This window comes from Cupriavidus mimosae (genome assembly GCF_023952485.1).
GTDB classification, from domain to species: domain Bacteria; phylum Pseudomonadota; class Gammaproteobacteria; order Burkholderiales; family Burkholderiaceae; genus Cupriavidus; species Cupriavidus taiwanensis_C.
Genome location: NZ_JALHRY010000012.1, coordinates 76839 through 89044 on the forward strand (window position 1 = coordinate 76839; position 12206 = coordinate 89044).

Below are 12206 nucleotides of genomic sequence, written 5' to 3' on the forward strand. Positions count from 1 at the left end.
CGGGCTTTTTTTTGTCTGCGTGATGGCGGCGTCAGCCGGCCAGCGTCCGCTCCATCAGCACCGCGCTGGCACCGTATGCCGCCAGTTTGCCGGCATGCCGCGCCGCCGTCTGCGCCGGCACCGGGGCGTATCCAAGCCTGCGCCACCATGGCGCCGCGGACTGTACCGCGATCAGCCGCGAGCGCCGCAGCCCGGCGGCGTGCGCGGCCGCCTGCGCCGCCGCGTACAGGCGCGGCGCCAGGCCGGCGCCGCGGCCGCCGGGCGCCACGGCCATGTCATGCACGAACCAGGTCAGGGTGTCCGGGGCGGCATGCTGGCGCCAGCCATCGTCGAGCACGCCGTCCAGCGGCGGCAGGCTGTCTTCGGGCCAGGCGTGGGTGAACAGGTAGGCGGCGAGGGTGCCGTGCTGCGCGGGCTCGTGCGCGACCCAGCAGGTGGCCGGCGACAGCGCCAGCCGGCTGGCCAGCGCCGACTCGCCTTCGAGCAGCACTTCGGTATAGCAACTGGCTTGCACCGCCAGCACGGCCGGCAGGTCGGACAAGACCATGGGCCGCACGGTGAAATTCGTCATCGGCGGATTATAGCCGCGGGGTTCGCACGCTCGCCCCAAGGGCGCATTTGGCAAGGCGCAGCAAGGCCTTCAGGGTTCTCCCGGCTATGGTTTACGTGCCTGTGGCGGCCCGGACATTGTCCTTACAATTTTCAAAAACAACTAACGGAAACTGCCTCGCCAATCCTTTTTCCCCAGAACCAGTTTGCCGTCTTCTCAGGAGACGGGCCGGAGGAAAACGATGTCCGAAGTGCGCAACTTGTCGCGACTTTGGCGAGGTAAAGCGAAAATCGCGCCGCGCCTGCCCGCGGCCGCTGCCCGGCGCTGGCTCCCGCCCGTGCTGTGCCTGGTCGCCCTGGGATGCGCCACGCTGGCGTTCGCCGTGCCAGCCAGGCCCGCGCATGCCGGCACCCAGCCGCTTGCGCGCAGCATGTCGTTCCCCGATCGCCCGATGCGCCTGATCGTGCCGTTCCCGGCCGGCGGCGTTGCCGACGCGGTGGCGCGGATGCTGGCCGAGCGCCTGTCGGCCCGGCTCGGCGTGCCGGTCGAGGTCGACAACCGTCCCGGCAGCGCCGGCACCATTGCCGGCGATGTCGTCGCCAAGGCCAGCTCCGACGGCCACACGCTGCTGTTCCACCAGGCCAATATGCTGATCCAGCCGGGGCTGGAGCCGGTGCCCTACGACGTCGTGCGCGATTTCACGCCGGTGGCGCGCGTCGCCACCACGCCGCTGTTCCTGGTGATCGACGCCCGGCTGCCGATGCGTACGCCGGAGCAATGGATGACCGCGGTCAGGTCGAGTCCCGGTTCCTACAGCTACGGCTACGGTCAGCCCGGCAGCCCTTCGCACCTGTACGCCGAGTACGCGGTGCGCGGCCTGCGCGGCGGTGTGCCGCTGGTCACGGGAAAGGGCGAGGCCGCGGTGGTGCAGGAGATGCTGGCCGGCCGCATCAGCGCCTGCTTCTGTTCGTTCGCGGCAGTCCAGAGCCAGGTCAAGAACGGCGGGCTGCGGCTGGTCGGCGTGACCGGCGTGGCGCGCTCCCCGCTGGCGCCGCTGGTGCCGACCCTGCAGGAATCCGGGCAGGACGGCTACGCCGCGGCGGCCTGGTTTGGCGTGATGGCGCCGGCCAAGACGCCGCGCGCCATCGTGGCGCGGCTTGCGGGCGAGCTGGACGACGTGATGTCCGAGCGCGAGGTGCGCTCGCGCCTGCAGGCCGCCGGCCTGACGCCGCTGCGCGACTCGCCGGAGGCGTTTGCCACCGCGATCCGCTCGGAATCGATCCAATGGCAGGTCATCCTAAGGGACGTGCCGCTCGCGCAGGAGCCCTGAGCGGCACCGCGGCGCGGTGGGACAGTGGCCGGTTTCCGGGAAATCGGCCAGTCTGCCGCCCGACCAGGAGAATTCTGAGGCACCACAGCCGCGCTTCATGTGGCGCGAGACACACGGGTACCAGCAGGGCTAGGTAGTACACCTTATAATGCGCCCCTGTCCCGACCGGTGCCAACGTGACCGATTCTGCTCAAAACCTTGTCGAACTGACTGCGGTGGATTTCGCCTACGCGGACCACGGCAAGCCGATTCTGTCCGGCCTGACCATGCAATTCCCGCGCGGGAAGGTGATCGCGGTGATGGGCGGCTCGGGCTGCGGCAAGACCACGGTGCTGCGGCTGATTGGCGGCCAGGTGCGGCCGCAGGCGGGCGCGGTGCGCTTTGCCGGCACGGACATCCATCAGCTCGACACCGCTGGCCTGTACGCGGTGCGCCGCCAGATGGGCATGCTGTTCCAGTTCGGCGCGCTGTTTACCGACCTGTCGGTGTTCGACAATGTCGCTTTCCCGCTGCGCGAGCACACCGACCTGCCCGAGTCGATGATCCGCGACCTGGTGCTGATGAAGCTCAACGCGGTCGGCCTGCGCGGCGCGCGCGACCTGATGCCGTCGCAGATCTCCGGCGGCATGGCGCGGCGCGTGGCGCTGGCGCGGGCGATCGCGCTCGATCCGGCGCTGCTGATGTATGACGAGCCCTTCGCCGGCCTGGATCCGATCTCGCTGGGGCTGACCGCGCGGCTGATCCGCAGCCTCAACGACGCGCTCGGCGCCACCACCATCATCGTCTCGCACGACGTGCACGAGACCTTCCAGATCGCCGACTACGTCTATTTCATTGCCGACGGGCGCATTGCCGCCGAAGGCACGCCCGCGGCCCTGCGCGCCTCCACCGATCCGTTCGTGCACCAGTTTGTCCACGCCGAGGCCGACGGCCCGGTGCCGTTCCACTATGCCGGACCGTCGCTGGCCGAGGATTTCGTCGGAGGGCCGCGATGACCGGCTTCCTGACGGGATTCTTCAGCGCCATCGGCGCGGCCGTGCGCCGCAGCATTTCCGGGTTGGGCCACGCCACGCGCATGTTCCTGGCCGTGCTGGCACTGTCGCCGACGCTGCTGCGCCGCTTCCGGCTGGTGACCGACCAGGTCTTCTTTGTCGGCAACCTGTCGCTGGTGATCATCGCGGTGTCGGGCCTGTTCGTCGGCTTCGTGCTGGGGCTGCAGGGCTACTACACGCTCAATCGCTACGGCTCCGAGCAGGCGCTGGGGCTGCTGGTGGCGCTGTCGCTGGTGCGGGAACTGGGCCCGGTGGTGACCGCGCTGCTGTTCGCCGGCCGCGCCGGCACGTCGCTGACCGCCGAGATCGGGCTGATGAAGGCGGGCGAGCAGCTCACCGCCATGGAAATGATGGCGGTGAACCCGCTGCAGCGCGTGGTCGCGCCGCGCTTCTGGGCGGGCGTGATCGCCATGCCGGTGCTGGCCGCGATCTTCAGCGCGGTGGGCATCCTGGGCGGCTACGTGGTCGGAGTGCAACTGATCGGCGTCGACGCCGGTGCCTTCTGGTCGCAGATGCAGGGCGGCGTCGATGTGCGCGCCGACGTGCTCAACGGCGTCATCAAGAGCTTTATCTTTGGCATCGCGGTGACGTTCATTGCGCTGTACCAGGGATTCGAGGCCAAGCCCACGCCGGAAGGCGTCTCGCGCGCGACCACCCGCACCGTGGTGATCGCGTCGCTGGCGGTGCTGGGGCTGGATTTCCTGCTGACGGCGCTGATGTTCAGCAATTGAGGCTGATGCCCGCCGCAACCATGCGGGCGCTACGATAACAAGACGGCAGCGACAGACACTACGGGGTTGAAGAAAGAGATTCCAATGAAAAAGAACACACTCGATTTCTGGGTGGGGCTGTTTGTGGCGGCGGGATTCGTCGCCTTGCTCTTCCTCGCCCTCAAGGCGGGCAACATGAGCGCCTTCAGCTTCCAGGACACCTATAGCGTGCAGGCCCGCTTCGACAATATCGGCGGGCTCAAGCCGCGCGCGCCGGTCAAGAGCGCGGGCGTGGTGGTCGGCCGGGTCGCGGCGATCCGCTTCGACGACAAGACCTACCAGGCCACCGTCGAGATGAGCCTGGAAACGCGCTACCAGTTTCCCAAGGACACCTCGGCCAAGATCCTGACCTCGGGCCTGCTGGGCGAGCAGTACATCGGCCTCGAAGCCGGCGGCGACACCGCCATGCTGGGCAACGGCGCACGCATCACCATGACGCAGTCCGCGGTGGTGCTCGAAAACCTGATCGGGCAGTTCCTGTACAACAAGGCCGCCGATGCCGGCGGCGGCTCGTCCCCCGGCGCCAGCGCGCCGGCCCCGGCTGGAGACCTCAAGTGAACGCCCCCCGCCACATCCGCAACCTCCTGGCCACGGCCGCGGCCGCCGCGGCGCTCGCCGGTTGCGCCACCGGCCCCACCGCCAACCCGAAAGACCCGCTCGAGCCGTTCAACCGCGAAGTCTCGAAGATCAACGAGGACTTCGACAAGGGCATCCTGCGCCCGGTGGCCGAACTCTATGCCGACTACACGCCGACGCCGGTGCAGCGCGCGGTGGAGAACTTCTTCTCCAATGTCAGCGATGTCTATTCGGCGGTGAACAACCTGCTGCAGGGCAAGCCGACGCGCGCGGCCGAAGACACCATGCGCGTGGCCATGAACACCGTGCTGGGCATCGGCGGCCTGATCGACATCGCGACCCCGGCCGGCCTGCCCAAGTACAAGGAAGATTTCGGCCAGACGCTGGGCGTGTGGGGCGTGCCGGCCGGCCCGTACCTGGTGCTGCCGCTGTTCGGCCCGAGCACCTTCCGCGACACCGCCGGCATGCTGGTCGACCGCCAGGCGGATCCGTCGGCGTACTTCTACCCGGTTTCGCTGCGCAATTCGCTGGTCGGCGTGCGCATCGTCGCCGGCCGCACCCAATTGCTGGGTGCCAGCAACCTGCTGGAGCAGGCGGCGCTGGACAAGTACTCGTTCCTGCGTGACTCCTACCTGCAGCGGCGCCAGTACCTGATCTACGACGGCAATCCGCCGGGTAGCGAAGACGAGGCCGAGGTCGAAGGCGTGGCGCCGGCACCCGCCGCGACGGACGCCAGTGCCGCCCCGGCACCCACACCGGCTCCGGCTCCAGCGGCGGATGGCGCTTCGGCCCCGGCCGCGGAGCCGCCCAAGCCGGGCGCCGCGGGCGAGACCCAGCCGGAAGGCCAGAGCATGCCGGTGCCGCCGGTGCTGCCGGGTATGCCGGGAGTGCGCTTCCGCTGAAGCGGCGAAGGCGTCACTGGCGCTGTGAATGCGCTGTGACCGCTGAAACAAATTGTTTGTGGGTGGCGTTCGATGCGCTTTTGAAGGCAACGCGCCCGACGCCGCTATGTTCCAATCTGACAGGCCCGTAGCCGGCCAGCGCGCATCGAGCGCCGGCTTGCGGGTCACGACCTCTTTGATAAAGAAGGAAATCTCACATGCTCAAGCGACTGTTGCTCCCCCTCCTGACGGCGGTTGCCTTCGCGGGGACCGCGCAGGCCCAGGTATCGGCTCAGGACACGGCCACCCCGGACGGGCTGGTCAAGGCCGTGGTCAATGACGTGATGTCGACCGTGAAGGCCGACAAGGACATGCAGGCCGGCAATATCGGCAAGATCACCGCGCTGGTCGAACAGAAGATCATCCCCAACGCCAACTTCCAGAAGACCACGCAGATCGCCATGGGCCGCAACTGGTCCAAGGCTACGCCGGAGCAGCAGAAGCAGATCACCGAGGAATTCAAGACCCTGCTGATCCGCACCTACGCCGGCGCCATCGCGCAGATCCGCGACCAGACCGTGCAGTACCGCCCGTACCGCGGCACCGCCGACGATACCGATGCCACCATCCGCACCCAGGTCATCAACAAGGGCGAGCCGATCCAGATGGACTACCGCCTGGAAAAGACCGCGCAGGGCTGGAAGGTCTATGACATCAACGTGCTGGGCGCATGGCTGACCGAGGCCTACAAGGGCAGCTTCAATACCATCGTCGGCCAGCAGGGCGTCGAGGGCGTGATCAAGACGCTGCAGGACCGCAACCGCCAGCTCGCCAACGCCAAGAGCTGACGGGACATGCCCGCGGTGCGCCGCTGCGATGCAGCACGGCGCGCCGAAGTTGCACTACAATGGCTGTTCGCGACACAGACTCCCGCCCCGCGCGGGAGTCTTCGTTTAAAATCCCTTTTCTTCTTTCCGCATCCAGGCCACTGACGCCATGCTTTCGCCGGGTAACTCGCTGACCAACCAGAATGCCGCCGCGGTGTTGCGCGACGGGCTGGCACGCGTGGCGCAGGGCGACGTCGACGTGGACTGCACGGGCCTGGCGCAGGTGGACTCCTCGGCCGTCGCCGTGCTGCTGGCATGGCATCGGGCCGCCGTGGCGCGCGGCCAGGCGCTGGTGCTACGTGGCGTGCCGGCACAGCTGGCGCAACTGGCCAGCCTGTACGGCGTCGACGGCCTGCTTGGCCTGGCGCCCGCCGCCGTCCCACCCGCACACCATCACCGACATTGATCCGGCATCGCCGGTCGCCAGCCAGGCGGCCGCACGCGATGCCGCGGCGACCGCTGATGCGGCCGTCGAGCCCCGGGGCGGATCCGGCGGGGATCAAGCGGGACCGACCCCGCATCCCCTATAATTCCGGGTTGTTCGCCCATCCCCCCGCCTGTTGCCGGCCCAATCCATGCCGGAGCAGGATATCCGGGCACGCTTTGCTCCCCATTTCCTGGCGGCCGGCCCCGAAAGAGCTGGACCCGCCACAAACAATCGGCCATGAAAGCCATTGAAATCCACGACGTTCGCAAGCGCTACCGCAACCTGCAGGCGCTCAAGGGCGTCAGCTTCACCGTCGAACGCGGCGAATTCTTCGGCCTGCTCGGGCCCAACGGCGCCGGCAAGACCACGCTGATCTCGATCCTCGCCGGCCTGAACCGGGCCGATTCCGGCCGCGTCAGTGTGCTGGGGCACGATGTCGTCGCCGATTACCGGATGGCGCGGCGTATGCTGGGCGTGGTGCCGCAGGAGCTGGTGTTCGATCCGTTCTTCACGGTGCGCGAGACGCTGCGGCTGCAATCCGGCTATTTCGGCCTGACCCGCAACGACGACTGGATCGACGAAATCATGGCCAACCTGGACCTGACCGGGAAAGCCGAGGCCAATATGCGCCAGCTGTCCGGCGGCATGAAGCGGCGCGTGCTGGTGGCGCAGGCGCTGGTGCACCGCCCGCCGGTGATCGTGCTCGACGAGCCCACCGCCGGCGTCGATGTTGAGCTGCGGCAAACGCTGTGGAAGTTCATCTCGCGCCTGAACCGCGAAGGGCACACCATCATCCTGACCACGCATTACCTCGAAGAGGCCGAGGCCCTGTGCGACCGCATCGCCATGCTCAAGTTCGGCGAAGTAGTGGCGCTGGACCGCACCAGCAACCTGCTGACGCAGTTTGCCGGCCTGCAGCTGGTGCTGACCTTCGCGCGCGGCGGCCTGCCGGCCGCGCTGGAGCCGCTGCGCATGCCGGCCAACCCCGGCGAGCGCGCGGTGCGGCTACGGCTGTCAGGCTACCAGGCGGTCGAACCGATCCTTGCCGCCTGCCGCGAAGCGGGCTGTGACATCGAAGACATGGAAATCAACAAGGCCGACCTCGAGGACGTATTCGTGCAGATCATGCGCCGCGAGGGGCATATGCCCGGCGCGCTGCCCGACCCGGCGATGGAGGCCGCGGCATGAAGCAGCCTGGCGACATCGAAATCTTGGAAGACACCCGCCTTGGCCCGATGGCCGTCGGCGGCCTGGTGGGCTTCCGCACGCTGTTGTACAAGGAAGTGCTGCGCTTCTGGAAGGTGAGCTTCCAGACCGTGGCCGCGCCGGTGCTGACCGCAGTGCTGTACCTGCTGATCTTCGGCCATGTGCTGGAAGACCGGGTCAAGGTCTACGACCAGATCAGCTACACCGCCTTCCTGGTGCCCGGGCTGGTTATGATGAGCGTGCTGCAGAACGCGTTCGCCAACAGTTCTTCATCACTGATCCAGTCGAAGATCACCGGCAACCTGGTGTTCGTGCTGCTGCCGCCGCTGTCGCACTGGGAGATGTTCGGCGCCTACGTGGTGGCCTCGGTGATCCGCGGCCTGACCGTCGGCCTGGGCGTGCTGCTGGTGACGGCGTGGTTCGCCAACCTGCATTTCGCCAACGTCGGCTGGATCCTGGTATTTGCGCTGCTGGGCGCGGGTATCCTGGGCACGCTCGGCCTGATCGCCGGCATCTGGGCCGAGAAGTTCGACCAGCTCGCCGCGTTCCAGAACTTCCTGATCATGCCGGCGACCTTCCTGTCCGGCGTGTTCTATTCGATCCATTCGCTGCCGGCCTTCTGGCAGGCGGTGTCCCATGCCAATCCGTTCTTCTACATGATCGACGGCTTTCGCTATGGCTTCTTCGGCGTCTCGGACGTGTCGCCGCTGTTCAGCCTGGCGGTGGTCGGATCGGCGTTCGTGGTGCTGGCCGCGCTGGCGCTGCGCCTGTTGAAGTCCGGATACAAGCTGCGCCACTGAGCGGCGGCCGGCCCTGTTGAATCAAGCTGAATCACGCTGAAGAGAACCCCATGCTGCCTACACCGGAACAAGTCAGGGACTACATTGCCCAAGGACTGCCCTGCGAACATCTGCAAGTCGAGGGCGATGGCCAGCATTTCTTTGCCACCATCGTCAGCATCGAATTCGAAGGCAAGCGGCTGATCCAGCGCCACCAGCGTGTCTACGCGGCGCTGGGCGACCGCATGCGCGCCGAGATCCATGCGCTGTCGATGAAGACCCTGACGCCCGCGGAGTGGCAGGCGGACGCAGGCAAGTAGAGCGCCAAGAACGCACCATACGCCGCGCGCCTGCGCGGCTCCAGAACAATGATGCCGGGCGCGTGCCCGGAACAAACCATAGAACATGGACAAATTCCAGATTCACGGCAACGGCCCGCTCAAGGGTGAAATCCGCGTCTCGGGCGCCAAGAATGCCGCCCTGCCGATCCTGTGCGCGGGCCTGCTGACGGCCGACACCGTCGCGCTGGACAACGTGCCCAACCTGCAGGATGTGCGCACCACGCTCAAGCTGCTGCGCCTGATGGGGATGCAGGCCGAGTTCGACGGCGCGCGCGTGACCCTGAACGGCGCCGACGTCAACGTGCTGGAGGCCCCGTACGAGCTGGTCAAGACCATGCGCGCCTCGATCCTGGTGCTGGGTCCGCTGGTGGCGCGCTTTGGCGAGGCCCGCGTGTCGCTGCCGGGCGGTTGCGGCATCGGCGCGCGCCCGGTCGACCAGCACATCAAGGGCCTGCAGGCGATGGGCGCCGAGATTACCATCGAGCATGGCTTTATCCATGCGCGCGCCAAGCGCCTGAAGGGCGCGCGCGTGGTCACCGACATGATCACCGTGACCGGCACCGAGAACCTGCTGATGGCCGCCACTCTGGCCGAAGGCGAGACCGTGCTGGAAAACGCCGCGCGCGAGCCCGAGGTGACCGACCTGGCCCAGCTTCTGGTGAAGATGGGCGCGAAGATCGACGGCATCGGCACCGACCGCCTGGTGGTGCACGGTGTCGAGCGCCTGCACGGCGCCAGCCACAGCGTCATCGCCGACCGCATCGAGGCCGGCACCTTCCTGTGCGCGGCGGCCGCGACGCTGGGCGACCTGGTGCTGCGCGGCGTGCAGCCCGAGATCCTCGACACCGTGCTCGACAAGCTGCGCGAAGCCGGCGCCAGCATCGAGACCGGCGCCGACTGGATCCGCCTGGCGATGCCGCACCGGGCCCGCGCGGTGAGCTTCCGCACCTCAGAATACCCCGCCTTCCCGACCGACATGCAGGCCCAGTTCATGGCCCTGAACGCGGTCGCCGAAGGCGCCGCGCGCGTGACCGAGACCATCTTCGAAAATCGCTTCATGCACGTGCAGGAACTGAACCGCCTGGGCGCCGACATCACCGTCGAAGGCAACACCGCGGTGGTCAACGGCGTGCCGCGCCTGTCGGGCGCCAACGTGATGGCGACCGACCTGCGCGCCTCGGCCAGCCTGGTGATCGCCGCCCTGGTAGCCGAGGGCGAAACCGTGATCGACCGCATCTACCACCTGGACCGCGGCTACGACCGCATGGAAGACAAGCTGTCGGCAGTGGGCGCGAAGATCCGCCGCATTGCCTGAGCACCAAGGACTGAAGCCCGATGAGCCCCGCTTTCAACGCATCGCCCAACCAGCTGACGCTGGCTTTGTCCAAGGGCCGCATCTTCACCGAGACGCTGCCGCTGCTGGAGGCGGCCGGCATCCGCGTCACCGAGGATCCCGAGACCTCGCGCAAGCTGATCCTGCCGACTTCCGATCCGGCGGTGCGCGTGGTGATCGTGCGCGCCTCGGACGTGCCGACCTACGTGCAGTACGGCGCGGCCGATTTCGGCGTGGCCGGCAAGGACGTGCTGATGGAAAGCGGCATGGCCGGCTTGTATGCGCCGATCGACCTGAACATCGCGCGCTGCCGCATGTCGGTGGCGGTACCGGCAGGATTTGACTACGCCAAGGCCGTGCGCCAGGGTGCGCGCCTGGCCGTGGCCACCAAGTACGTGCAAACCGCGCGCGAGCATTTTGCGAAAAAGGGCGTTCACGTCGACCTGATCAAGCTGTACGGTTCGATGGAGCTGGGCCCGCTGGTGGGCCTGTCCGACGCCATCGTCGACCTGGTCAGCACCGGCAGCACGCTGCGCGCCAACAATCTTGTGGAAGTGGAAGAGATCGTGCAGATCTCGTCGCGGCTGGTGGTGAACCAGGCCGCGCTCAAACTCAAGCGCGAGCGGCTGGCACCGATCCTCGACGCCTTCGAACGCGCTTCTGCGGCGCTGGCCTGAGGCCGGGTCGCCGCCTGACAGGAACAGAAGTCATGAACCCAACCGAAATGGAAAGCCTGCCGATCCGCCGGCTCGATTCCAGGGAGCCGGGCTTTGCCGAGGCACTGCGTCAGGTGCTGGCCTTCGAGGCCGGCGAGGACGAGGCCATCGACCGCGCCGCCGCGCAGATCCTGGCCGACGTGAAGTCGCGCGGCGATGCCGCGGTGCTGGAATACACGCGCCGCTTCGACCGCGTCGAGGCGGCGTCGATGGGCGCGCTCGAGGTATCGCAGCAGCAGCTGGAAGCCGCGCTCGAAGACCTCGAGCCCAAGCGCCGCGCCGCGCTCGAGGCCGCCGCCGCGCGCGTGCGCGCCTACCACGAGAAGCAGAAGATCGAATGCGGCAGCCACAGCTGGGAATACACCGAGGCCGACGGCACCATGCTGGGCCAGAAGGTGACCCCGCTGGACCGCGTCGGCATCTATGTGCCGGGCGGCAAGGCCGCCTACCCGTCGTCGGTGCTGATGAATGCGATTCCGGCGCGCGTGGCGGGCGTCAAGGAAATCATCATGGTCGTGCCCACGCCCGGCGGCGTGCGCAACGAACTGGTGCTGGCCGCCGCGCAGATCGCCGGCGTGGACCGCGTCTTTACCATCGGCGGCGCGCAGGCTGTGGGCGCGCTGGCCTACGGCACCGCGACGCTGCCGCAGGTCGACAAGATCGTCGGCCCGGGCAATGCCTATGTGGCCGCGGCCAAGCGCCGTGTGTTCGGCACCGTCGGCATCGACATGATCGCCGGCCCTTCCGAGATCCTGGTGATCTGCGACGGCACCACCGACCCCGACTGGGTGGCGATGGACCTGTTCTCGCAGGCCGAGCACGACGAACTGGCGCAGTCGATCCTGCTGTGCCCGGATACGGACTATATCGCCCGCGTCGAAGCCAGCATCCAGCGCCAGCTTGGCACCATGCCGCGCCGCGACGTGATCGCCGCGTCGATTTCCGGCCGCGGTGCGCTGGTCAAGGTGCGCGACATGGAAGAGGCCTGCGAGATTGCCAACGCGATCGCGCCGGAACACCTGGAAATCTCGGCCGAGAACCCGCGCCAGTGGAGCGAGAAGATCCGCCACGCCGGCGCCATCTTCCTCGGCCGCTATACCAGCGAGTCGCTGGGCGACTACTGCGCCGGCCCCAACCACGTGCTGCCGACCTCGCGCACCGCGCGCTTCTCGTCGCCGCTGGGCGTCTATGACTTCCAGAAACGCTCGAGCCTGATCGAGGTGAGCGAGGGCGGCGCGCAGATGCTGGGCCAGATCGCCGCCGAACTGGCCTATGGCGAAGGGCTGCAGGCCCACGCCCGCAGCGCGGAATATCGTTTCAAGCGCAGTTGATCTCCTGAACCAACGCAGTCAAACCTG

General features: G+C 67.7%; 14 protein-coding genes. 13 read left to right on the forward strand and 1 reads right to left on the reverse strand.

The genetic code is table 11. From position 1 onward, the window contains the following. Nucleotides 1–31: 31 nt before the first annotated feature. Entirely contained in the window at nt 32–571 is a 540-nt protein-coding gene (locus MKD50_RS21675) for a GNAT family N-acetyltransferase (RefSeq protein WP_252668597.1), read from the reverse strand. A gap of 220 nt (nt 572–791) precedes the next feature. On the opposite strand from MKD50_RS21675, the gene MKD50_RS21680 reads away from it, so the two are divergent. The 13 genes from MKD50_RS21680 to hisD all read left to right on the forward strand — a co-directional run bounded on the left by MKD50_RS21680 (nt 792) and on the right by hisD (nt 12179). Next, entirely contained in the window at nt 792–1880 is a 1089-nt protein-coding gene (locus MKD50_RS21680) for a tripartite tricarboxylate transporter substrate binding protein (RefSeq protein WP_115705137.1), read from the forward strand. Nucleotides 1881–2056: 176 nt separating this feature from the next. Continuing rightward, nucleotides 2057–2875, forward strand: coding sequence for an ABC transporter ATP-binding protein (locus tag MKD50_RS21685; protein WP_252668599.1), 819 nt, complete (start codon nt 2057–2059; stop codon nt 2873–2875). Between the two features lie 8 nt (nt 2876–2883). Next, nucleotides 2884–3663, forward strand: coding sequence for a lipid asymmetry maintenance ABC transporter permease subunit MlaE (mlaE, locus tag MKD50_RS21690; RefSeq protein ID WP_240074676.1), 780 nt, complete (start codon nt 2884–2886; stop codon nt 3661–3663). An 84-nt stretch (nt 3664–3747) separates the two neighbouring features. Beyond that, the gene (gene mlaD, locus MKD50_RS21695; protein ID WP_115705133.1) at nt 3748–4260 is read left to right on the forward strand and encodes an outer membrane lipid asymmetry maintenance protein MlaD; all 513 of its coding nucleotides are present in this window, start codon (nt 3748–3750) and stop codon (nt 4258–4260) included. After that, complete coding sequence (locus MKD50_RS21700; protein WP_252668601.1) at nt 4257–5180, forward strand: MlaA family lipoprotein; 924 nt, start codon at nt 4257–4259, stop codon at nt 5178–5180. The genes mlaD and MKD50_RS21700 overlap by 4 nt, the downstream gene beginning before the upstream one ends. A 197-nt stretch (nt 5181–5377) precedes the next feature. Next, nucleotides 5378–6007, forward strand: a complete 630-nt coding sequence (locus MKD50_RS21705; protein ID WP_240072871.1) for an MlaC/ttg2D family ABC transporter substrate-binding protein — start codon at nt 5378–5380, stop codon at nt 6005–6007. 130 nt (nt 6008–6137) lie between these two features. After that, complete coding sequence (locus MKD50_RS21710) at nt 6138–6452, forward strand: STAS domain-containing protein (RefSeq protein ID WP_501993635.1); 315 nt, start codon at nt 6138–6140, stop codon at nt 6450–6452. 258 nt (nt 6453–6710) lie between these two features. Continuing rightward, nucleotides 6711–7661: an ABC transporter ATP-binding protein gene (locus MKD50_RS21715; protein WP_240072869.1), complete on the forward strand. Its 951-nt coding sequence runs from the start codon at nt 6711–6713 to the stop codon at nt 7659–7661. Continuing rightward, nucleotides 7658–8479: an ABC transporter permease gene (locus MKD50_RS21720; RefSeq protein WP_115705123.1), complete on the forward strand. Its 822-nt coding sequence runs from the start codon at nt 7658–7660 to the stop codon at nt 8477–8479. Before MKD50_RS21715 ends, MKD50_RS21720 begins: the two co-directional genes overlap by 4 nt. Nucleotides 8480–8529: 50 nt before the next feature. Further along, nucleotides 8530–8778 carry a BolA family protein gene (locus tag MKD50_RS21725; protein WP_115705121.1) on the forward strand — a complete coding sequence of 83 codons (249 nt, stop codon included), beginning with the start codon at nt 8530–8532 and terminating at the stop codon, nt 8776–8778. Nucleotides 8779–8863: 85 nt separating this feature from the next. Then, nucleotides 8864–10114 (forward strand): UDP-N-acetylglucosamine 1-carboxyvinyltransferase, encoded by a 1251-nt coding sequence (murA, locus tag MKD50_RS21730; protein WP_115705119.1) that lies wholly within the window; start codon nt 8864–8866, stop codon nt 10112–10114. A gap of 20 nt (nt 10115–10134) precedes the next feature. After that, on the forward strand, nt 10135–10809 hold the full coding sequence (hisG, locus tag MKD50_RS21735; RefSeq protein ID WP_062801929.1) for an ATP phosphoribosyltransferase: 675 nt from the start codon (nt 10135–10137) through the stop codon (nt 10807–10809). A 32-nt stretch (nt 10810–10841) separates the two neighbouring features. Further along, a complete protein-coding gene (gene hisD / locus MKD50_RS21740; RefSeq protein ID WP_115705117.1) occupies nt 10842–12179 on the forward strand; it encodes a histidinol dehydrogenase in 1338 nt (445 codons plus the stop codon). Nucleotides 12180–12206: the final 27 nt, after the last annotated feature.

What these genes read in the sequence shown, in the direction of transcription:
- MKD50_RS21675 (WP_252668597.1), bottom strand. Translation starts at nt 571, where the DNA reads ATGACGAATTTCACCGTGCGGCCCATGGTCTTGTCCGACCTGCCGGCC.
- MKD50_RS21680 (WP_115705137.1), top strand. Translation starts at nt 792, where the DNA reads ATGTCCGAAGTGCGCAACTTGTCGCGACTTTGGCGAGGTAAAGCGAAA.
- mlaD (WP_115705133.1), top strand. Translation starts at nt 3,748, where the DNA reads ATGAAAAAGAACACACTCGATTTCTGGGTGGGGCTGTTTGTGGCGGCG.
- MKD50_RS21705 (WP_240072871.1), top strand. Translation starts at nt 5,378, where the DNA reads ATGCTCAAGCGACTGTTGCTCCCCCTCCTGACGGCGGTTGCCTTCGCG.
- MKD50_RS21715 (WP_240072869.1), top strand. Translation starts at nt 6,711, where the DNA reads ATGAAAGCCATTGAAATCCACGACGTTCGCAAGCGCTACCGCAACCTG.
- MKD50_RS21720 (WP_115705123.1), top strand. Translation starts at nt 7,658, where the DNA reads ATGAAGCAGCCTGGCGACATCGAAATCTTGGAAGACACCCGCCTTGGC.
- MKD50_RS21725 (WP_115705121.1), top strand. Translation starts at nt 8,530, where the DNA reads ATGCTGCCTACACCGGAACAAGTCAGGGACTACATTGCCCAAGGACTG.
- murA (WP_115705119.1), top strand. Translation starts at nt 8,864, where the DNA reads ATGGACAAATTCCAGATTCACGGCAACGGCCCGCTCAAGGGTGAAATC.
- hisG (WP_062801929.1), top strand. Translation starts at nt 10,135, where the DNA reads ATGAGCCCCGCTTTCAACGCATCGCCCAACCAGCTGACGCTGGCTTTG.
- hisD (WP_115705117.1), top strand. Translation starts at nt 10,842, where the DNA reads ATGAACCCAACCGAAATGGAAAGCCTGCCGATCCGCCGGCTCGATTCC.